Source organism: Streptomyces sp. NPDC002206, from assembly GCF_053593595.1.
In genome coordinates, this window is sequence record NZ_JBSFCW010000003.1 from 79,706 (window position 1) to 99,734 (window position 20,029).

Annotated in this window: 17 protein-coding genes; 4 read left to right on the forward strand and 13 right to left on the reverse strand. The window is 69.8% G+C overall.

Features of this window, described 5'->3' with window-relative positions; genetic code table 11:
* Positions 1 to 35: 35 nt before the first annotated feature.
* Positions 36 to 2,249, forward strand: a complete 2,214-nt coding sequence (locus ACWCP8_RS08460; RefSeq protein ID WP_352266170.1) for an ATP-binding protein — start codon at positions 36 to 38, stop codon at positions 2,247 to 2,249.
* Positions 2,250 to 2,266: 17 nt separating this feature from the next.
* Here ACWCP8_RS08460 and rpsD read toward each other — a convergent pair whose 3' ends face one another.
* Positions 2,267 to 2,881 carry a 30S ribosomal protein S4 gene (gene rpsD / locus ACWCP8_RS08465; RefSeq protein WP_266987932.1) on the reverse strand — a complete coding sequence of 205 codons (615 nt, stop codon included), beginning with the start codon at positions 2,879 to 2,881 and terminating at the stop codon, positions 2,267 to 2,269.
* A 188-nt stretch (positions 2,882 to 3,069) separates the two neighbouring features.
* Here rpsD and ACWCP8_RS08470 point away from each other — a divergent pair, with 188 nt between their 5' ends.
* The gene (locus tag ACWCP8_RS08470) at positions 3,070 to 3,771 is read left to right on the forward strand and encodes a DUF2470 domain-containing protein (RefSeq protein ID WP_352266259.1); all 702 of its coding nucleotides are present in this window, start codon (positions 3,070 to 3,072) and stop codon (positions 3,769 to 3,771) included.
* 30 nt (positions 3,772 to 3,801) lie between these two features.
* Here the strand turns inward: ACWCP8_RS08470 and ACWCP8_RS08475 are convergent, their stop codons facing one another.
* The 4 genes from ACWCP8_RS08475 to ACWCP8_RS08490 form a co-directional block, all read right to left on the reverse strand.
* The gene (locus tag ACWCP8_RS08475; protein ID WP_382832418.1) at positions 3,802 to 5,175 is read right to left on the reverse strand and encodes a replication-associated recombination protein A; all 1,374 of its coding nucleotides are present in this window, start codon (positions 5,173 to 5,175) and stop codon (positions 3,802 to 3,804) included.
* 66 nt (positions 5,176 to 5,241) lie between these two features.
* Entirely contained in the window at positions 5,242 to 5,877 is a 636-nt protein-coding gene (locus tag ACWCP8_RS08480) for a vitamin K epoxide reductase family protein (RefSeq protein ID WP_352266168.1), read from the reverse strand.
* A 368-nt stretch (positions 5,878 to 6,245) separates the two neighbouring features.
* A complete protein-coding gene (hisS, locus tag ACWCP8_RS08485; RefSeq protein WP_352266167.1) occupies positions 6,246 to 7,508 on the reverse strand; it encodes a histidine--tRNA ligase in 1,263 nt (420 codons plus the stop codon).
* 14 nt (positions 7,509 to 7,522) lie between these two features.
* Positions 7,523 to 8,209, reverse strand: coding sequence for an MBL fold metallo-hydrolase (locus tag ACWCP8_RS08490; protein WP_267006199.1), 687 nt, complete (start codon positions 8,207 to 8,209; stop codon positions 7,523 to 7,525).
* 159 nt (positions 8,210 to 8,368) lie between these two features.
* On the opposite strand from ACWCP8_RS08490, the gene ACWCP8_RS08495 reads away from it, so the two are divergent.
* Positions 8,369 to 9,160, forward strand: a complete 792-nt coding sequence (locus ACWCP8_RS08495; RefSeq protein WP_451114975.1) for a peptidylprolyl isomerase — start codon at positions 8,369 to 8,371, stop codon at positions 9,158 to 9,160.
* 203 nt (positions 9,161 to 9,363) lie between these two features.
* Complete coding sequence (locus ACWCP8_RS08500) at positions 9,364 to 10,593, forward strand: DUF349 domain-containing protein (protein ID WP_267006197.1); 1,230 nt, start codon at positions 9,364 to 9,366, stop codon at positions 10,591 to 10,593.
* A 76-nt stretch (positions 10,594 to 10,669) separates the two neighbouring features.
* Here ACWCP8_RS08500 and ACWCP8_RS08505 read toward each other — a convergent pair whose 3' ends face one another.
* The 8 genes from ACWCP8_RS08505 to ruvC all read right to left on the reverse strand — a co-directional run bounded on the left by ACWCP8_RS08505 (position 10,670) and on the right by ruvC (position 19,952).
* A complete protein-coding gene (locus tag ACWCP8_RS08505; RefSeq protein WP_451114977.1) occupies positions 10,670 to 13,237 on the reverse strand; it encodes a RelA/SpoT family protein in 2,568 nt (855 codons plus the stop codon).
* 180 nt (positions 13,238 to 13,417) lie between these two features.
* On the reverse strand, positions 13,418 to 13,969 hold the full coding sequence (locus ACWCP8_RS08510; RefSeq protein ID WP_352266164.1) for an adenine phosphoribosyltransferase: 552 nt from the start codon (positions 13,967 to 13,969) through the stop codon (positions 13,418 to 13,420).
* Positions 13,969 to 15,069 (reverse strand): protein translocase subunit SecF, encoded by a 1,101-nt coding sequence (gene secF, locus ACWCP8_RS08515; RefSeq protein ID WP_352266163.1) that lies wholly within the window; start codon positions 15,067 to 15,069, stop codon positions 13,969 to 13,971. Before secF ends, ACWCP8_RS08510 begins: the two co-directional genes overlap by 1 nt.
* A 1-nt stretch (position 15,070) precedes the next feature.
* Complete coding sequence (gene secD / locus ACWCP8_RS08520) at positions 15,071 to 16,813, reverse strand: protein translocase subunit SecD (RefSeq protein WP_355995581.1); 1,743 nt, start codon at positions 16,811 to 16,813, stop codon at positions 15,071 to 15,073.
* Between the two features lie 147 nt (positions 16,814 to 16,960).
* Entirely contained in the window at positions 16,961 to 17,458 is a 498-nt protein-coding gene (gene yajC, locus ACWCP8_RS08525) for a preprotein translocase subunit YajC (protein WP_352266161.1), read from the reverse strand.
* A gap of 165 nt (positions 17,459 to 17,623) precedes the next feature.
* Positions 17,624 to 18,685 carry a Holliday junction branch migration DNA helicase RuvB gene (gene ruvB, locus ACWCP8_RS08530; protein ID WP_451114980.1) on the reverse strand — a complete coding sequence of 354 codons (1,062 nt, stop codon included), beginning with the start codon at positions 18,683 to 18,685 and terminating at the stop codon, positions 17,624 to 17,626.
* A 71-nt stretch (positions 18,686 to 18,756) separates the two neighbouring features.
* Entirely contained in the window at positions 18,757 to 19,383 is a 627-nt protein-coding gene (gene ruvA / locus ACWCP8_RS08535) for a Holliday junction branch migration protein RuvA (RefSeq protein ID WP_352266159.1), read from the reverse strand.
* Positions 19,380 to 19,952, reverse strand: coding sequence for a crossover junction endodeoxyribonuclease RuvC (gene ruvC, locus ACWCP8_RS08540; protein WP_352266158.1), 573 nt, complete (start codon positions 19,950 to 19,952; stop codon positions 19,380 to 19,382). The genes ruvA and ruvC overlap by 4 nt, the downstream gene beginning before the upstream one ends.
* Between the last annotated feature and the right edge of the window lie 77 nt (positions 19,953 to 20,029).

Below are 20,029 nucleotides of genomic sequence, written 5' to 3' on the forward strand. Positions count from 1 at the left end.
ACGGAGAGCTGCCACGCCAGTACTCTGCGTGTTTCATGCGACGCTCCCAGCGCCCCTCCCCCGACGATTCCCCCGACGCTCCGAGCCCCGGCACCACGGCCCGCGGCAATCTCCCGGCGGAACTGAACCGATTCGTGGGACGTGACGAGGAGCTGGCAGACCTGAGCCGTCTGCTGACGGAATCGAGACTGGTCACCGTGGTCGGGGTAGGTGGCGTGGGGAAGACCCGGTGTGCCACCCGGGCCGCAGCTCTCCTGGAGAAACGGTACTGCGACGGGGTCTGGCTGGTGGAGCTGTCCACCGTCCACGACTCCGGACTGCTGGAACATGCCGTGATCGACGCGCTGGGACTCACCGATCACACCAGCCGCCCGCCCCGCACGACGCTCCTCGAACATCTCACCGAACGCCGGCTCCTGCTGGTGATCGACGGCTTCGAGCATCTTGTCGACGCCTGCGCCGAGTTGGTCTGCGCGCTGCTGCGCAGGGCCCCGCAGCTGCGGGTGCTGGCCGCCGGACGGCAGCCCCTGGAGCTGGACGGCGAGGTCACCTATCCGCTCGCGCCGATGGCCGACGAGGACGCGATGACGCTGTTCGCGGAACGGGCCACGGCGGTGCGCCCGGAGTTCCGGCTGACGGAGGACAACCACGGATCGGCGCGGGAGCTGTGCCGTCGGCTGGACGGGATCCCGCTCGCGCTGGAACTGGCCGCCGGACGGCTGCGCGCCCTGTCCACGGAACAGGTGCTGCAGCGTCTGGACGACCGCTTCCGGCTGCTGACCGGTGCCAGCCGCAGCGCACCGGCGCGCCACCAGACGCTCCGTACGGCCATCGGCTGGAGCCATGAACTGTGTGCCCCGGAACAACGGCTGCTGTGGGCGCGGCTGTCGGTCTTCGCTGGGCAGTTCGATCTGGAGGCCGTCGAGTACGTCTGCGGCAGCCCCGAGCTGCCGGCCGAGTCGGTGCTCGATGTGCTGACGGGGCTGCTCGCGCAGTCCGTGGTGCTGCGGGAGGACTCGGTGGTGGGCACCCGCTACCGGATGCTGGACACCGTGCGCGAGTACGGTGCCGAGTGGCTGGCCGCCACCGGCGACACGGACCGGTTACGACGGCGCCACCGGGACTGGTTCCTGGGGCTCGCCACCTGGTGCGAGCTCGACTGGTTCGGCCCACGGCAGGGCGAGGTCGCGGCCCGGGCCGAGAGCGAGCTGCCCAATCTGCGCCGGGCGATGGAGTGTTCGCTGGAGTGCCCGGACGAGGCCCATCTCGCGCAGTACCTGGCGGGCACGCTCTGGTTCCTCTGGGTCGGCTGCGGGCGCCTCTCGGAGGGGCGGCACTGGCTGAACCACGTACTGGAGGAGGAGACGCCGTACGAACCCTCCCGGCTCAAGGCGCTGTGGGTGCTCGGGTACGTGGCCGTGCTGCAGGGGGACGCGGCCGGGGCGATCTCCGCGTTGCACGAGTGCCGGGACGAGGCGGACCGGACCGGTGACGCGACGGCCCAGGCCTACGCGGTGCACCGCACGGGCTGCCTGGCCCTCGTCACGGACGACATGGCCCGCGCGGAGGAGCTGCTGCAGGACGCGCTGGTGCGCTACCGGGACCTCGGCGAGATGAACAGCAATGTGCTGATGGCCCAGATCGAACTGGCGATGGCGGTCGGGTTCCGCGGGGACCTGGAGGCCGCGGCGGAGATCTGCCAGGAGGTCAAGGAGGTCTGCGAGGACCACGGGGAGCGGTGGGCACTCTCGTACGCGCTCTATGTGCTGGCCTACGCGCAGCTGCAGCAGGGGCGGCCGGAGTGCGCCCGGGAGCTGCTCCGGGAGTCCCTGGCGATCGGCCACGCCTTCCATGACCTGCTCGGGTCCGTCCTCGCCATGGAACTGCTGGCACTGGTCACGGCGGTCGAGGGGGATGCGGCGGAGGCGGCGGTGCTGCAGGGGGCCGCCGAGCGGTTCTGGCCGTCGGTGGGGCTGCCGCTGTTCGGTTCGGCGTACTACGGGAGGCCGCGGGCGGAGTGCGAGCGGCTGGCGCGGCGGGAGCTGGGCGACGCGCGGTACGAATCGGGTCGGCGGGCGGGTGCGCAGCTGGATCCGGACGCGGCGGTGGCACGGGCGCTGGCGTGCCGGCCCGTGGACCGTCCGGGCGTGAAGGGACAGCGGCGTGGTCCCGTACCGGCCCCGGACGGCAGAACGCGGAAGCCCGCCGCCTCCCCGACTTCGGGGAGGGGCGGGCCTGAGCGCTGGTGAGAGCGGCTACGCCTGGATCAGCGGGCGTAGTACTCGACGACGAGCTGCTCGTCGCAGATCACCGGGATCTCCTTGCGGTTCGGGTCCCGGTCCAGGCGGAAGGCCAGGGCCTTCAGGTTCACCTGCAGGTAGCGCGGGGTCTCGCCGTCGAGGGCGTAACCACCCTCGCGGGCCACCTGGAAGGGGTGCTTGTCGCGGCTGCGCTCGCGGACCATCACGATGTTGTCGGGACGGACGCGGAAGGACGGCTTGTCGACCTTGCGGCCGTCGACCTCGATGTGGCCGTGGACGACCATCTGGCGGGCCTGGTAGATCGTGCGGGCGATGCCCGAACGCAGGACCAGCGCGTCGAGACGGCGCTCGAGCTCGACGACGAGCGCCTCGCCCGTCTTGCCCTCGGCCTTCTTGGCGCGGTCGTAGGCGCGCGCCATCTGGCGCTCGCTGATGTCGTACTGGGCGCGCAGACGCTGCTTCTCGAGCAGACGGACCTTGTAGTCCGAGTTCTGCTTGCGGCCACGGCCGTGCTCGCCCGGCGGGTAGGGGCGGGCCTCGAAGTACTTGACGGCCTTCGGCGTCAGGGCGATGCCGAGCGCACGAGACTTCTTGACCTTGGGACGCGACTGATTAGGCACGTTCTCCAGACCTCCGTTGTGGGTTAGGTTAGGCTCACCTTACTCAAGGAGATCGCATGTCTCGCCCTGGGAACACCACACACGTCACGGACAGCACTGACAGCGTCGACGCCATCGAGGGCGTCGATACGACGGAGGACCGATCAGATCGTGGTCAGCCGCGTCCCAGCGGGCTTGAAAACACTCGGATGCCGTCAGCAGCCGAGCGCACACGAACTCTCGTACAGAGTACCTGTTCGGCGGTACTGCTCATCCCCGGGCTGACCACGGCCGGTTTCGACCAGCTGGTGCCGCTGGATCGCAGCGTAGGACCCGAGGGCGATCTGTTCCTCGAATTCCCCGCCGATTCCCCGGCCGTACGGGCTGCCACGCGCGCTCAGGACGACGAGCTGACCGCAGTGCTGGAGATCACGGACGTCGCACCGGTCTCCGTACCGCACCGCATCCGTGGCCGCGGGTGGATCTCCGGATGGCTCACCTCCGTACCGGGAATGTCCGGGCCCGGACGGATGATGCTGCGGCTGGAGACCGGTGAGGCGTGCGTCGACGATCTGTGGGGCGCCCAGGACGTCGAGCCGGAGGAATTCCGGGATGCCGCCGCCGACCCGCTCATCGCCCACGAGGCGGAGCTGCTGCAGCATCTGCACGCGGCGCACGGCGAACAGGTGGCGCTGCTGTGCGGGCTGCTGGGCGAGCGGGCGGACGACAGCTGCGCGGCCCACCGGCCCTCGGTCGTGCCGGTCGCGCTCGACCGGCACGGCCTGCGGGTGCGCTTCTGCGAGGCCGACGGGCGGTGCTTCGACGCACGCTTCGAATTCCCCGAGCCGGTGCGCGACGTCACCGAACTGCGCCACGCGATGCACACACTGTTCGAAGCGGCCGCACGCTGAACGGGTGCCCAGCCGTCCGGAGGAGCAGCTTTACGTGTCCGTGGCGTCGTCGGAGCCACCGCGGCCCAGCCGGTCGCGGACCCGGTCCACCACATCCGCATACCGCGCCTCGGCGCCGTACCGCGTGGGCCGGTAGTAGCGCTTGTCGCCGACCGCGTCCGGGGCGTACTGCTGGGCTGCGATCCCGCCGGGGACATCGTGCGGATAGACGTAGCCCTGGGCATGGCCCAGCTTGGCGGCCCCCTTGTAGTGGCCGTCGCGCAGATGAGCCGGGACCGGGCCTGCCAGGCCGTTGCGCACATCCGCCTGGGCGGCGGAGATCGCCAGCGTCGCCGCATTGGACTTGGGGGCGAGCGCCAGCGCGATCGTGGCATGGCTGAGGGTGAGCGCCGCCTCCGGGAAGCCGATCATGGCGACGGCCTGGGCGGCGGCGACCGCTATGGGCAGCGCCGTCGGGTCGGCGAGGCCGATGTCCTCGCTGGCGGAGATCATCAGCCGCCGGGCGATGAACCGCGGGTCCTCCCCCGCCTCGATCATCCGGGCCAGATAGTGCAGCGCCGCGTCCACGTCGGAGCCTCGGATCGACTTGATCAGCGCGCTCGCCACGTCGTAGTGCTGGTCGCCGTCCCGGTCGTACTTCACGGCTGCCCGGTCGACGGTCGCCTCGACCGTCTGGAGGGTGACCTCCTTCTCCTGCATGGCGAGGGCCGCACCGGCCGCCGCCTCCAGAGCCGTCAGCGCGCGGCGCGCGTCACCGCCCGCGATGCGCAGCAGATGGGCCTCGGCGTCCTCGGGCAGTGTGACCGCGCCGCCGAGGCCGCGCTCGGCGGTCAGGGCGCGGCGCATCAGGGCGCGCAGATCGTCGTCGGTGAGCGATTCGAGGGTCAGGAGCAGCGAGCGCGACAGGAGCGGCGAGATGATCGAGAAGTACGGGTTCTCGGTCGTCGCGGCGATGAGCGTCACCCAGCGGTTCTCCACGGCCGGCAGCAGTGAGTCCTGCTGGGCCTTGGAGAAGCGGTGGATCTCGTCGAGGAAGAGGACGGTCTCCTTGCCGTAGCCACCGGTGGCGCGGCGGGCGCCCTCGATGACGGCCCGTACTTCCTTGACCCCCGCGGTGATCGCGGAGAGCTCGACGAAGCGCTTGTTGGTGGCCTTGCTGACCACGTACGCCAGGGTCGTCTTGCCGATGCCGGGCGGGCCCCAGAGGATCACCGACGACGGGCCGGCAGGCCCGCCGCTCCCTTCGCCGACGAGGCGGCGCAGCGGCGAGCCCGGCTTCAGCAGATGCTGCTGGCCGACGACCTCGTCAAGGCTACGAGGGCGCATCCGGACAGCGAGGGGGCTGCTGGACGGGTCCTTCTCCTGGCGGTCTTCGGCGGCTGCGGTAAAGAGGTCGGGCTCCACGTTTTGAAGCCTATGTCACGGCACTGACAGCCCGGCCGGGCCGGTGCCCGCTCCCGACGCGGACGGTCAGCTGGTCCAGAAGTCCCACCAGCGGGTCAGGATCAGCATGCCGATGATGCCGACCCAGAGGACCGGCGGCACCCAGTGGAACTCCGTCAGTCCGTTGCGCAGCCAGTTCGGCGCGGGCACGATCCGGTGCTTGATGTTGTGCGTGGTGACGTAGCAGAACATGAAGATCGTGGCGACCCAGGCCAGGCAGCACCACAGGCAGAGCGAGTTGATGTTGTACAGCGACTGGTACTGCAGCCAGGTGCAGAAGCCGACGCCGAACAGTGTGCCCGCGTTGAGGCCGAGCCAGTACCAGCTGCGGAAGCGGGCCCCGGCGAGCAGGGCCAGGCCGATGCCGATGACGACGGAGTAGGTGACGAGTCCCAGCATCGGGTTCGGGAACCCGAAGGCGGACGCCTGCTCGCTCTTCATGATGTTGCCGCACGAGACCACGGGGTTGAGGCTGCAGCCCGGTGTGAAGCTGGGGTCCTCGAGCAGCTTGAACTTGTCGATCGTGATGACCCAGGAGGCGAGGAGAGCGGCGGCACCGGTGATCACCAGCAGCAGTGCGAACGCGCGACTGCCGCCGATGGTCCTCTTCCGGCCGTCCTCGTCCTGCTCCGAGGAGGGATGGTCAACCGCTGCAGTCGTCATATCGCCGTTCCATCAGTGAGTGGCCATGCTGGGCATGGTCATTGTGCCGCACCACCTCGTCTGCCATCCGTTCGATGGACATAAAGGTGTACCGAGAGACGCACACGCGGGCGGCAGGGAACGCGCGGCATTCGCGAGCAACTCCTGACCATGACCGAACCGGCGGGGGCTGTACGGGGGCTGCCCAGGCATTACGGACGGCGGGCGGCCACGACGGCGCCCCGCCCCGGCTTCCCCCGCACACCGCCGTCTTCCCGGTTCGGTCTCGTCCGCCAGGATGAACCGGCTCCCGCGGAGTTGACGGCACGGGGGCGGTGACGCACTGTGCCCGCCCGGCGAACGGGGCGGGCACAGTCGGAGCCGGTGGATCAGGCCAGCTTCTGCTGGACCTCGGCGACCAGCGCGTCGAGCGCGACCGCCTGCTGCTCGCCCGACTCCATGTCCTTCAGTTGGACCACGCCCTCGGCGAGATCACGCTCGCCCGCGACGACGGTGAAGCGGGCGCCGGACCGGTTGGCGCTCTTCATCGCGCCCTTGAGACCGCGGCCGCCGAACGCGAAGTCGGCGGCGACGCCCACTCGGCGCAACTCCGTCACCTTGGCGAACAGCACCCGGCGGGCCTCCTCGCCGAGCGGCACCGCGAAGACGCTGGTGGACGAGGGCAGTTCGAGCTCGACGCCCTCGGCCTCCAGTGCGAGCACCGTACGGTCCACGCCGAGCGCCCAGCCGACCGACGGGAGCGCCGGGCCGCCGATCATCTCGGACAGGCCGTCGTAGCGGCCGCCGCCGCCGACCGCGGACTGCGAGCCCAGTCCGTCGTGGACGAACTCGAAGGTGGTGCGGGTGTAGTAGTCGAGGCCGCGGACGAGCTTCTCGTCGTCCTCGTACACCACACCCGCCGCGGTCAGCAGATCGCGGACCTCCTCGTGGTACGCCTTGCACGCGTCGCACAGGTAGTCACGCAGGACCGGTGCGCCGACGAGCTGCTTCTGCACCTCGGGGCGCTTGTCGTCGAGGACCCGCAGCGGGTTGAGGTCGATGCGGCGGCGGGTGTCGTCGTCCAGGTCGAGCTCGCGCAGGAACTCCTGGAGCGCGTCCCGGTAGACGGGACGGCACTCCTTGTCGCCCAGCGAGTTCAGCAGGATCCGGAAATTCCGCAGGCCCAGCGTGCGGTACGCCTGGTCGGCCAGGATGATCAGCTCGGCGTCCAGTGCCGGGTCCTCGGCACCGATCGCCTCGGCACCGACCTGCGAGAAGTGCCGGTAGCGACCCTTCTGCGGACGCTCGTAGCGGTAGTACGAGCCGGAGTACCAGAGCTTGACCGGCAGGTTGCCGAGCTTGTGGAGGTTGGCCTCCAGCGCGGCACGCAGCACCGACGCGGTGCCCTCGGGGCGCAGCGCCAGCTCGGAGCCGCCCTTCGTGGTGAGGGTGTACATCTCCTTGCTCACGATGTCGGTGGACTCACCGACTCCGCGCGAGAAGAGCGCGACGTCCTCGAAGCCGGGCGTCTCGATGTAGCCGTAGCCGGAGTTCTTCAGCGGTGCGGAGAGCGCCTCGCGCACCGCGAGGTACTTCGCGGAGTCGGGCGGGGTCAGGTCGTACGTGCCCTTGGGGGCCTTGAAGGTGCTCACGGTTCTAACTCTCGTCACATTCCTCGTCGGGGCGCGGCCAGCCCGTGCAGATACGGGTTCGAGGCGCGCTCGCGGCCGATGGTCGTCTGGGGGCCGTGGCCGGACAGCACCACGGTCGAGTCGTCGAGCGGCAGGCACACACGGGCCAGCGACTCGAGCAGCTCGGCGTGGTCGCCGCCGGGCAGGTCGGTGCGTCCGACGGAGCCGGCGAAGAGCAGGTCGCCCGAGAAGAGGACCTGCGGAACATCCGCGGCCTCGGGCATCCTGAACGTCACCGACCCCTTGGTATGACCGGGCGCATGCGCGACACCGAACTCCAGACCGGCCAGCAACAGCTGGGCACCGTCGGTCAGCTCCTTGACGTCGTCCGGCTCCCCCACCGTCAGCTCGCCCATGAGCGGCATCCCGATGGAGCGGCCGAGGGCCTTCTCCGGGTCGCTCATCATGTACCGGTCCTCGGGGTGGATCCAGGCGGGGACATCGTGCGCGCCGCACACCGGGACGACCGAGGCGACATGGTCGATGTGCCCGTGGGTGAGCACTACGGCGACGGGCTTCAGCCGATGCTTCTTCAGCGCATCCTCGACTCCCTGGGTGGCCTGGTGGCCGGGGTCGATGATCACGCACTCCTCACCGGCGGCGGGGGCGACCACATAGCAATTGGTCCCCCAGGCCCCGGCGGGGAACCCGGCAATGAGCACGATCGTCCTTAATGGTCGTCCGACGGAGGGGTGCGGCCGACTGCGGCTGAGAAGGTCGCGGCAGTTCAGAGCCTACCGGCGCTCCTCATTCCACAGCTAACCCATATACGGTACGGGGCAACCCAGGCCCGATCACACGACGTACAAGGAGATCACCCGGTGGTCAGCAGCGATCAGCGGCGGCGGCAGCTCGCCAGGGAGAAGTTCGAGCGGCAGCAGCAGCGCCGGGAGGAGGCCCGCCGCAGGACCAGGCGACTCACCGTCGTCATCGCGTCCGCGCTGGCCGTGGTGGCGGTCGTCGGAGTCACCGCGTTCGTCTCCCTCGGCGGCGACGACAAGGACAAGAACGACACGGCGTCGAGCACCAGCCCGTCCCCCTCGCCCTCGCCCTCGGCGAGCAAGAGCAGTGCGCCCGAGCCCGCGATGAAGATCGACAAGAAGTCGAAGTACACGATGTCGCTCAAGACGAGCCAGGGCGACATCGCGTTCACGATGGACGCGGCGAAAACCCCGCACACGACGAACTCGTTCAAGTCGCTCGCGGACAAGGGCTTCTTCGACGGTACAAAGTGTCACCGGCTCACCACGCAGGGCATTTTCGTCCTGCAGTGCGGTGACCCCAAGGGCGACGGCACGGGCGGCCCGGGCTACACCATCCCGGACGAGAACCTGACCGCGCTGGGCAAGGCGGGCAAGGACGGCACGGTGACGTACCCGGCGGGCACGGTGGCGATGGCCAACACCGGTCAGGCGCACACCGGCGGCAGCCAGTTCTTCCTGGTCTACAAGGACAGCAAACTGCCGCCGAGCTACACGCCGTTCGGCACGATGGACGCCGCCTCACTGAAGGCCGTGAAGGCGGTCGGGACCGCCGGTGTCACCGGTGGCGCGGCCGACGGTGCCCCGAAGAAGGCCGTCACCATCTCGAAGGCGGCCGTCGACAAGGCCTGAGCCGACCGGGGCGGCCGGCCCGGCGAGCCCGGTCCGGCCGTCGGGGTGCGGGCCGAAGAATTCGGCCGCGCTGAGTGCGGACAGCCGGGCGGCCGGTCGCCTAGATTGGCGTTGTGCAGGGCGGGCGCGCAGCCCGCCCCAGGAAACTGTGGACGATGCCAGGGGGGCGAACCCTCTCACAGGCATCAGGTGGAGGAGGCGCTGTGAGCAGCGACCCGTGGGGCCGCGTCGACGAGACGGGCACCGTGTACGTGCGTACAGCCGATGGCGAGCAGGTCGTCGGATCGTGGCAGGCCGGCTCACCCGAGGAGGCTCTGGCCTACTTCGAGCGCAAGTACGAGGGCATCGTGGTCGAGATCGGCCTCCTCGAACGGCGGGTGAAGACCACCGACCTGTCGGCGAAGGACGCAACGACCGCCATCGAGCATCTACGTCAGCAGGTCGACGAGCATCACGCGGTCGGTGACCTCGACGCGTTGCGGAAGCGCCTTGACGCGCTGGTCGCGACGGTCGAGTCCCGCCGCGAGGAGCGCAAGGTCCAGAAGGCGAAGCAGACCGACGAGGCGAAGCACGCCAAGGAGGCGCTGGTTGTCGAGGCCGAGGAGCTGGCGCAGAGCGAGCAGTGGCGCTCCGCGGGCGAGCGGCTGCGGGCGCTCGTCGACACGTGGAAGGGCCTGCCGCGGCTCGACCGCAAGTCGGATGACGAGCTGTGGCACCGCTTCTCGCACGCGCGCTCGGCCTTCTCCAAGCGCCGCAAGGCGCACTTCGCCTCGCTGGACGCCCAGCGCGAGGAGGCCCGCAAGGCCAAGGAGAAGCTGGTCGTCGAGGCCGAGGCGCTGTCCGGTTCCACCGACTGGGGGACGACGGCCGCGCGCTACCGCGATCTGATGACGGAGTGGAAGGCGGCGGGCCGCGCCCAGCGGGAGGCGGAGGACGATCTGTGGAACCGCTTCCGCGGTGCGCAGGACGTCTTCTTCGCCGCCCGCAGCGAGGTATTCGCCGAGCGGGACGCCGAGCAGGGCGAGAACCTCAAGCTGAAGGAGGAGCTCGCGGTCGAGGCCGAGAAGCTGGTGCCGGTGAAGGACCTGAAGGCGGCCAGGGCCGCGTTCCGTGCCATCAACGAGCGCTGGGAGGCCATCGGCCATGTGCCGCGTGACGCCCGCCCGAAGATCGAGGGGCGGATGCAGGCGGTGGAGCGGGCGCTCCAGGAGGCCGAGGAGTCCGAGTGGCGCCGGACGAACCCGGAGGCGCGTGCGCGCGCCGAGGGTCTGACCGGTCAGCTGCAGGCTGCCGTGGACAAGCTGCGTACGCAGATCGACACGGCACGCGCCGCGGGCAACAACGCCCGGGCCGACAAGCTGGCCCGTGAGCTGGAGGGCCGCCAGGCACTGCTGGACCAGGCGCTGAAGGGCCTGGAGGAGTTCGGCGGCTAGCAGGGACACCGCACACCAGGAAGGGGCTCCCGTACGTGACGTACGGGAGCCCCTTCCTGGTGCGTGCGGGGTGCGCTTACGGCCTGCGGGCCGAGGTCACGCGGTAGACGTCGTAGACGCCCTCCACGCCCCGCACAGCCTTCAGGACGTGTCCGAGGTGCTTCGGGTCGCCCATCTCGAAGGTGAAGCGCGAGGTGGCCACCCGGTCCCGCGAGGTCTGCACGGCCGCGGACAGGATGTTGACGTGCTGGTCGGACAGGACGCGTGTGACGTCCGAGAGCAGCCGCGACCGGTCCAGTGCCTCGACCTGGATGGCGACCAGGAAGACCGAGGACTGGGTGGGTGCCCATTCGACCTCGAGGATCCGCTCCGGCTGCTGCGACAGCGAGTCGACGTTGACGCAGTCGGCGCGGTGCACGGAGACGCCGCTGCCGCGGGTGACGAAGCCGATGATCGGGTCGCCGGGTACGGGCGTACAGCAGCGGGCCAGTTTGACCCAGACGTCCTCGACGCCCTTGACGACCACACCCGGGTCGGCGTTGGAGCGGCGCTTGTGGCGGCTGCGGGACGGCGGCGTGCTCTCCGCGAGATCCTCGTTGGCGGCGTCCTCCCCGCCGAGCGCCTGCACCAGCTTCTGCACGACGCCTGCGGCCGCGACATGGCCCTCGCCGATCGCCGCATACAGTGACGAGATGTCGGGGTAGCGCATCTCGTGGGCGAGCGTGACCAGCGAGTCCCCGGTCAGGATCCGCTGGATCGGCAGGTTCTGCTTGCGCATGGCACGCGCGATGGCGTCCTTGCCCTGCTCGATCGCCTCGTCGCGGCGCTCCTTGGAGAACCAGGCGCGGATCTTGTTCCGGGCGCGCGGCGACTTGACGAAGCCGAGCCAGTCCCGGGACGGTCCCGCGCCGGACGCCTTGGAGGTGAAGACCTCCACCAGGTCGCCGTTGTCGAGGGTCGATTCGAGCGGTACGAGCCGCCCGTTGACCCGTGCTCCTATGGTCCGGTGGCCGACCTCCGTGTGCACGGCGTACGCGAAGTCGACCGGTGTCGCACCCGCGGGGAGCGCTATGACGTCGCCCTTGGGCGTGAAGACGAAGACCTCGTTGCGGGAGAGGTCGAAGCGCAGCGAGTCCAGGAACTCGCTGGGGTCCTCGGTCTCCTTCTGCCAGTCCAGGAGCTGGCGCAGCCACGCCATGTCGTTGACGGTGTCCTGGCCGCGGCCGGTGTTCTTCGGTACGTCGGTACGGACCTTGGAGGCGCCCGCGACGGCCTCCTGCTTGTACTTCCAGTGCGCGGCAATGCCGTACTCGGCGCGGCGGTGCATGTCGAACGTGCGGATCTGCAGCTCGACGGGCTTGCCGCTGGGACCGATCACCGTGGTGTGCAGCGACTGGTACATGTTGAACTTGGGCATCGCGATGTAGTCCTTGAACCGGCCGGGGACCGGATTCCATCGCGCGTGCACGGTGCCGAGTGCCGCATAACAGTCGCGAACGGTGTCGACGAGGACGCGGATGCCCACCAGGTCGTAGATCTCGGCGAAGTCCCGGCCCCGCACGATCATCTTCTGGTAGACGCTGTAGTAGTGCTTCGGGCGTCCGGTGACGGTGGCCTTGATCCGGGCGGCGCGCAGGTCGGCCTGGACCTCGTCGGTCACTATGGCGAGGTACTCGTCGCGCTTGGGCGCCCGCTCGGCGACGAGACGGACGATCTCGTCGTACATCTTGGGGTAGAGGATCGCGAAGGCGAGGTCCTCCAGTTCCCACTTGATGGTGTTCATGCCCAGCCGGTGTGCCAGCGGCGCGTAGATCTCCAGCGTCTCGCGGGCCTTTTTCTCCTGCTTCTCCCGCTTGAGATAGCGCATGGTGCGCATGTTGTGCAGCCGGTCGGCGAGCTTGATGACGAGGACCCGAGGGTCCTTGGCCATGGCGACGACCATCTTGCGTACGGTCTCGGCCTGCGCGGCCTCGCCGAACTTGACCTTGTCGAGCTTGGTCACGCCGTCGACGAGCAGCGCGACCTGGTCGCCGAAGTCGCGACGCAGCGTGTCGAGGCCGTACTCGGTGTCCTCGACCGTGTCGTGCAGCAGGCCCGCCATCAGCGTCGCCGGGTCCATGCCGAGTTCGGCGAGGATCGTCGTGACGGCGAGCGGGTGCGTGATGTACGGGTCGCCGCTCTTGCGCTTCTGGCCGCGGTGCCAGCGCTCGGCGACCTGGTAGGCGCGCTCGATCTGACGCAGCGTGGACGTCTCGATCTTGGGGTCGTTGCTGCGGACAGCACGCAGCAGCGGTTCGAGGACCGGGTTGTACGGGCTGGAGCGCTGCACCCCGAGCCGGGCGAGCCTGGCCCGTACCCGGTTGGAGGAGCCGCCGGAACGAGCCACGGCGCCGGCCGGAGCCACGGGCTTGACGGCGGGCTTGGCCGGGGGCTTCGGGGCTGTCGGCGCCGGCGAGGCCGCGGCCGGCCGGCCGGCGGCGGACCCGTTCGTCTTGATGGGCGCCTGCGCCGGGCTGCGCACAGGTTCGGGGGCCGGGGGCTTCGGCTTCTCCTTCGCCACGGGCTGCTTCTTCTCGGGCGTGGCTGGGACCGCCGCGGGCTTGTCGGGCTGCGGGGCGGCGACTGGCTGGGCCTCGTCTGGCAAGAGCGCTCCTCGTGCGGATCCGGACACCCGGAAAGGCCATCGTATCGACCCTGCGGCCGGAGCTCCCCCGGGGACGGTGGGACCTTTCACAACGCGGGACGGGCACCCGGCTGTTCCCGGGTGCCCGTCCTGTGTGTGCGGGTGTGCCGTCCGCGTACGGTCCGCTACCGCGGGCGACGCTCAGATCGTGATCAGAGCCTCCAGCGGGGCACCTGCGAGCCCCTGCTCCAACCGGACCCGGCCGGCGAGGAAGCCGAGCTCCATGAGGACCGCGACGCCCGCGACCTGGGCACCGGCCCGCCGGATCAGCTCCAGCGAGGCCTCTGCGGTGCCGCCGGTGGCGAGGACGTCGTCGATCACCATGATCCGGTCGTCGGGGGCGAGGTCCTCGGCGTGGATCTCGATCTCCGCGGTGCCGTACTCCAGCTCGTACGCCTGGCTGAGCGTGGCTCCGGGCAGCTTCCCGGCCTTGCGGACGGGTACGAAACCGAGCCCGGCCCGGACCGCGACCGGCGCGGCCAGGATGAAGCCGCGCGCCTCCAGACCGACGATCTTCGTGGCGCCGTGCCGGACGCACAGCTCCGCGAGGGAGTCGGTGAGAGCCGTGAACGCCACCGGGTCCGCAAGCAGCGGGGTGATGTCCTTGAACATCACACCCGGCTTCGGGTAGTCCGCCACATCACGGATCCGGCTGAGCAGCAGTTCCCTGATGCTCTCGGTGGTGCTGGTCATCAGCGCTTCCCCGGGGTCCGGCCGTGGCCCCTGGGCTGCTGGCGCTGGCCGACCACCGCAGCGGTGGGTGCGGCGTCCACGGGGACGTCGTCGTCGTACGACTGCTCGTCCTCGGCTGACTCGCCCTTGGCGGCGGCTGCCGCGCGCTTGGCGAGGATCCGCTTCTTCAGGGCCTTCATCTGCGGCTCGCGTTCCTTGAGGTCGGCGACCAGCGGGGTGGCGATGAAGATCGAGGAATACGCACCGGCGGCGAGGCCGACGAAGAGCGACAGCGAGATGTCGTTCAGCATGCCTGCGCCGAGGACACCGCCACCGATGAACAGCAGACCGGCGACCGGCAGCAGCGCCACGACGGTGGTGTTGATGGAACGGACCAGCGTGCCGTTGATCGAGCGGTTGGCGATCTCGCTGTACGTCCAGCGGGTCTGCTTGGTGATCCCCTTCGTGCCCTCCTTGAGGCTGTCGAAGACGACGACCGTGTCGTACAAGGAGTAACCGAGGATGGTCAGCAGACCGATCACGGTGCCCGGGGTGACCTCGAAGCCGACCAGGGCGTAGATCCCGACCGTGATGGTGATGTCGTGGATCAGCGCGACGAGGGCCGCGATGGCCATGCGCCACTCGAACGCGATGGCCAGGTAGATCACCACGAGGATCATGAAGACGCCGAGGCCGGTCCAGGCCTTGTTGGCGATCTGCTCACCCCAGCTGGGGCCGACCAGGTCGGCGTTGATCTTCTCCTCGGGGACCTTGAGGTCCTTGGCGAGCTCCGTCTTGATCGCGTCCGACTTCGCCAGGTCGACTTCGGTGATCTGAATACGCAGACCGCCGTTGCCGAGCTTCTGGACGATCGCCTGGTGTCCGGAGGCGGAGACCGCGGACTCCTCCGCCTGGGCGACCGTGGAGCTGGTCGACGGAGTGGTGAAGACCGCACCACCCTTGAACTCGATCCCCATGTTGAGACCGCCGACCGCCAGGGCGACCACGGCCGTGATGGTGATCAGGATCGAGACGCCGTACCAGATCTTGCGCTTGCCGATGAAGTCGTAAGCGACCTCGCCGCGGTAGAGCCGGGAGCCGAGACTGCCGAGTCGCGACATCTCACGCCTCCTTCGGGTCGGTGGGGGCGTTGACACGACGCGTGCGGCGCAGCGGCGGCTTGGCGCCGAGCCGCTTCGGGTCCAGGCCGGACCACGGGTGACCGCCGGAGAAGAACTTCGTACGGGCCATCAGCGTCATGACGGGCTTGGTGAAGAGGAACACCACGACCACGTCGAGCAGGGTGGTGAGACCCAGCGTGAAGGCGAATCCCTGGACCTTGCCGACGGTGACGATGAAGAGCACCGCGGCGGCGAGGAACGACACGAAGTCGGAGACCAGGATGGTGCGCCGGGCGCGCGGCCAGGCACGCTCGACGGCCGGACGCAGCGTGCGGCCGTCGCGGATCTCGTCCCGGATGCGTTCGAAGTACACGATGAACGAGTCCGCGGTGATACCGATCGCCACGATGGCACCACAGACGGCGGGGAGGTTCAGCGCGAAGCCGATGGCCGGGCCGAGCAGCGACATGAGCGTGTAGGTCAGGACGCCGGAGACCAGAAGGCTCAGGAGCGCGATGAACGCAAGGCCGCGGTAGTAGGCCACCAGGTAGATGACGACCAGGGCCAGACCGATCGCACCGGCGATCAGGCCCGCCTGGAGCTGCTCACCGCCGAGCGCGGCGGTGACGGTGGTGACCGTGTCCTCGTCGAAGGACAGCGGGAGCGCACCGTACGACAGCACGTTCGCCAGGTCCTGGGCGGACTGCTGGGTGAAGCTGCCGGAGATCTCGGCGCTGCCGCTGAGCGTCTCGTTCACCTGGGGCGCGGAGACGACCTCGCCGTCGAGCGCGATGGCGAACTGGTTCATCGGCGACTGCTGCTGGGAGAGCTTGGAGGTGATCTGCTGGAACTTCTTCGAGCCCTTGTCGGTGAAGTCCATCTGCACGATCCACATGCCGCGCTGCTGGTCGATCGTGGCCTTGGCGCTGTCCACGTCCGTACCGGAGACCTCGGCCGGGCCGAGGACGTACTTGGCGTCACCCTCAGAGCTGCACGCGATCGTGGTGTCGGTGGGCTTCGCGTTGGCACCGGCCTTCGCACGGCCGGCCTTGGTGGAGCAGTCCAGAGCGGCGAACCGCTTCTGGAGCTCGGCGGTGGCCGGGTCGACCGAGGCCGAGGGGCTCGCGGACGCCTTCGGCGTGCCGGAGGCGCTGGCGCTGGGGCTGGGCGACGTGTCCTTCGTCAGGGCGCCGGTGACCGCGCGGCCCTGGGTGGTGGCGCCGGCCGACGGGGTGGCCTTCGAACCGGACGCCGTCTCCTTGTCGCTGGGCGACGCGCTCGGCTTGGCCGAACCGGATGCCGAGGGGCTGGCGGCGTCGGTGGGCGTCGCCTGGCCTGCGGTTACGGTGAGCACGGGCCGGAAGTAGAGCTGGGCGGTCGTGCCGACCTGTTCCCGGGCCTGCTTCGAGTTCGTCCCCTTGGGGATGTTGACGATGATGTTGTCCCGGCCCTGGGTCTGGACCTCGGCCTCCGAGACACCCAGACCATTGACACGGCGTTCGATGATGCTGACCGCGGTGTCCATGTTGGTCGGGTTGATCGCGTCAGGCTTGCCGGGCTGGCTCTTCGCCTTGAGCGTGATCGACGTGCCGCCCGCCAGGTCGATACCCAGCCGAGGCGTGGTGTGACCGGACAAGAACATCCCGCCGGTGAGCGCGACCATGGCGATCAGGATCAGAGCCAGGGCACGCCCCGGCCTGCCCTGACCGCCGGACGGCCCTCGGCCCTTCTTCGGTGCTGCCACCTTCTCGTTTCTCCCTGTCCAACCGCCCCGCGCCGGGTACGCGCCCGAGCGGCCACGAAGTGTTGTGGGGACCTGCCCCCGCAGAAGACCGCACGTTCCGGGGGATGCCGGACGCCGGTAGGCTCACAGCATCCCCCGATTCATGCCCTACTTCGCGTCGGCCTCGCCGTCGGCCTTCTCATCGGCCTTGACGTCCTTCGACTCGACCTTCGGCTCGACGTCGTCGGCCTTCTTGCCCAGGTCGATCTTGGCGTTGTCCGAGGAGTCTTCGTCCGCGTCGGCCTCGACGGGCTCGTCGGAACCGGCCGCCTCGGTCAGCGAGGAGGCGTCGTCCGGCACGATCGCGCCGTCGATGTCGTCGCCGTCACCGTGGACGATCCGGTTGTACTCCGCGTCGTCGAGGACGGCGCCGATGGCGTTCTTGGCGTAGATGGCGTGGACGCCGGGTGCGACCTCAAGGACAACCGTGTCGTCGTGCAGCTCCTTGACGGTGGCGTACATGCCCCCGATCGTCCGGACGCCGGTGCCGGGCTGCATGTCGTTGCGCATCTGCGCGGCGGCAGCCTGCTTCTTCTTGGCGGACCGGGTCATCAGGAACATGGCCCCGATGAGCACGATGAAGGGGAGGAGAGTCACGGGATTCACGGGACGAGTTTCCTTCGCACGACCGCGCTGAAATGCGGCCTGATCTACGGGGGTGGGTACGCCGTCCTGTACGGACGGCATCGGCGGAGTCTAAGCGAGTCCGCATCGATGGAACAACGCCCAGCATGGCACCGTGGTTCCTGATCTGGGCCAACCTGTGACGCATCACGCCCCAAAAAGACCCTGTTGTCCTTTTCCGTCATGGGACGGGGGGACGAGACCCAGATGGGTCCAGGCCGCCGGGGTGGCGACCCGGCCCCTCGGCGTCCTGGCCAGCAGACCTTCCCGTACCAGGAAGGGCTCCGCGACCTCCTCGACCGTCTCGCGCTCCTCCCCCACGGCCACTGCGAGGGTGGACAGGCCGACCGGGCCGCCGCCGAAGAGCTTCAGCAGCGCACCGAGCACCGCCCGGTCCAGCCGGTCCAGGCCCCTGGCGTCGACCTCGTACACCTTGAGTGCCGCGGCGGCGACGGTGCGGTCGATCCAGCCGTCCGCCTTGACCTGGGCGTAGTCGCGGACGCGGCGCAGCAGCCGGTTGGCGATACGGGGCGTACCGCGGGAGCGGCCGGCGATCTCGGCAGCACCCTCGGCGTCTATCGCGACGTCGAGCAGGCGGGCCGAGCGGTGGATGACGCGTTCCAGTTCGGCGGGGGCGTAGAACTCCATGTGGCCGGTGAAGCCGAAGCGGTCGCGCAGCGGGGGCGGCAGGAGTCCGGCCCGGGTGGTGGCGCCGACCAGGGTGAAGGGCGGCAGCTCCAGCGGGATGGCGGTGGCGCCGGGGCCCTTGCCGACGATGACGTCGACCCGGAAGTCCTCCATGGCCATATAGAGCATCTCTTCGGCGGGCCGTGACATGCGGTGGATCTCGTCGAGGAAGAGGACCTCGCCCTCCTGGAGGGAGGAGAGGATCGCGGCGAGATCGCCCGCGTGCTGGATGGCGGGGCCGGAGGTGATCCGGATCGGGGCCTCCATCTCGGCGGCGATGATCATGGAGAGGGTGGTCTTGCCGAGGCCGGGGGCACCGGAGAGCAGGACGTGGTCGGCGGTGGCGCCGCGGGCGCGGGCCGCCTTCAGGACCAGGTCGAGCTGTTCGCGCACCTTCTCCTGGCCGACGAACTCGTCGAGGTCCTTCGGCCGCAGGGCGGCTTCGACCGCGGTGTCCTCGCCGTCCGCGCCTGCGTCGACGAGGCGCTCGTCGGTGTCGGGTCCGGTGTCGTCCCAGTTCATTCGGTCAGTCCCGCCTCGGGTGTTTCGGTGCCGGGCCGTGCGATGCCCGTGCGTCGGGGTGTCGCGTCCGGTCAGCGTGCGCGGTTGAGCGTCTGCAGTGCGGCGCGCAGCAGTTGCGGCACGGGCGGCTGGGCGCCCTCGGCGAGGGCGGCCTCGGCCTGCGGGGCAACGGCGGAGACCGCTTCGTCGGCCTCACGGCTCGCGTAGCCGAGGCCGATCAGGGCGGCCTGCAGCTGGTCGCGCCAGGAGGAGGTGACGGCGGTGCCGATGCCCTGCCGGCCGATGTGGGCACCGACGGGCTCGCCGAGCCTGTCCTTCAGATCGAGCAGGAGTTTCTGCGCGCCCTTCTTACCGATGCCGGGGACAGCGGTGAGCGCCTTCTCGTCGCCGGCGGAGACGGCGAGGCGCAGGGCGTCCGGGCTGTGCACGGCCAGCATCGCCTGGGCGAGCCTCGGGCCGACGCCGCTGGCGGTCTGCAGGAGCTCGAAGACCTGCCGCTGGTCGTCGTCGGCGAAGCCGTAGAGCGTCAGCGAGTCCTCCCGCACGACGAGCGAGGTGGCCAGCCTGGCCTCCTGGCCGATCCGCAGGTCGGCAAGCGTGTGGGGGCTGCACTGGACGGCCATGCCGATGCCACCGACCTCGATCACGGCCGTGGTCGGGGCGAGTGCGGCGACGGGGCCGCTGACGAAGGCGATCATCGGGGGACCTTCCGGACGGGAACTGCGGGGGTACGGGGAACGCGTGGGGTGCGGGCCGCGGCAGCAGCCGCATGTGCCTGCTGGAGGCGGTTGACGGCCGGGGCCCGCCATATGTGGCAGATGGCGAGGGCCAGCGCGTCGGCGGCGTCGGCCGGCTTCGGCGGGGCGTCGAGCCTCAGCAGCCGAGTGACCATCGCGCCGACCTGTGCCTTGTCGGCGCGGCCGCTGCCGGTGACGGCGGCCTTGACCTCACTGGGGGTGTGCAGGGCGACGGGGATGCCGCGACGGGAGGCGCAGAGCATGGCGACTGCACTGGCCTGGGCGGTGCCCATCACCGTACGGACGTTGTGCTGGCTGAACACCCGCTCCACGGCGACGAATTCGGGACGGTGTTCGTCGAGCCACTCCTCGATGCCTCGCTCGATGGCGATCAGCCGGTGGCCGAGCTCCGCATCGGCCGGGGTGCGCACGACGCCGACCCCGAGCATCTTCAGAGGGCGGCCCGCGACGCCTTCGACGACGCCGACGCCGCACCGGGTCAGCCCCGGGTCCACGCCCAGTACCCGCATGAAGCGCCCCCTCTGCCGATCGGTCAACTGTTCCCGCAGGCTATCGGCTCGCACTGACAATGCGACGGGCCGACGGG

Excerpts from the sequence above, each read along its gene's own strand:
- ACWCP8_RS08460 (WP_352266170.1), top strand. The coding sequence starts at position 36 with ATGCGACGCTCCCAGCGCCCCTCCCCCGACGATTCCCCCGACGCTCCG.
- ACWCP8_RS08470 (WP_352266259.1), top strand. The coding sequence starts at position 3,070 with ATGCCGTCAGCAGCCGAGCGCACACGAACTCTCGTACAGAGTACCTGT.
- ACWCP8_RS08480 (WP_352266168.1), bottom strand. The coding sequence starts at position 5,877 with ATGACGACTGCAGCGGTTGACCATCCCTCCTCGGAGCAGGACGAGGAC.
- ACWCP8_RS08510 (WP_352266164.1), bottom strand. The coding sequence starts at position 13,969 with ATGACCAGCACCACCGAGAGCATCAGGGAACTGCTGCTCAGCCGGATC.
- secF (WP_352266163.1), bottom strand. The coding sequence starts at position 15,069 with ATGTCGCGACTCGGCAGTCTCGGCTCCCGGCTCTACCGCGGCGAGGTC.
- ruvB (WP_451114980.1), bottom strand. The coding sequence starts at position 18,685 with ATGAACTGGGACGACACCGGACCCGACACCGACGAGCGCCTCGTCGAC.
- ruvA (WP_352266159.1), bottom strand. The coding sequence starts at position 19,383 with ATGATCGCCTTCGTCAGCGGCCCCGTCGCCGCACTCGCCCCGACCACG.
- ruvC (WP_352266158.1), bottom strand. The coding sequence starts at position 19,952 with ATGCGGGTACTGGGCGTGGACCCGGGGCTGACCCGGTGCGGCGTCGGC.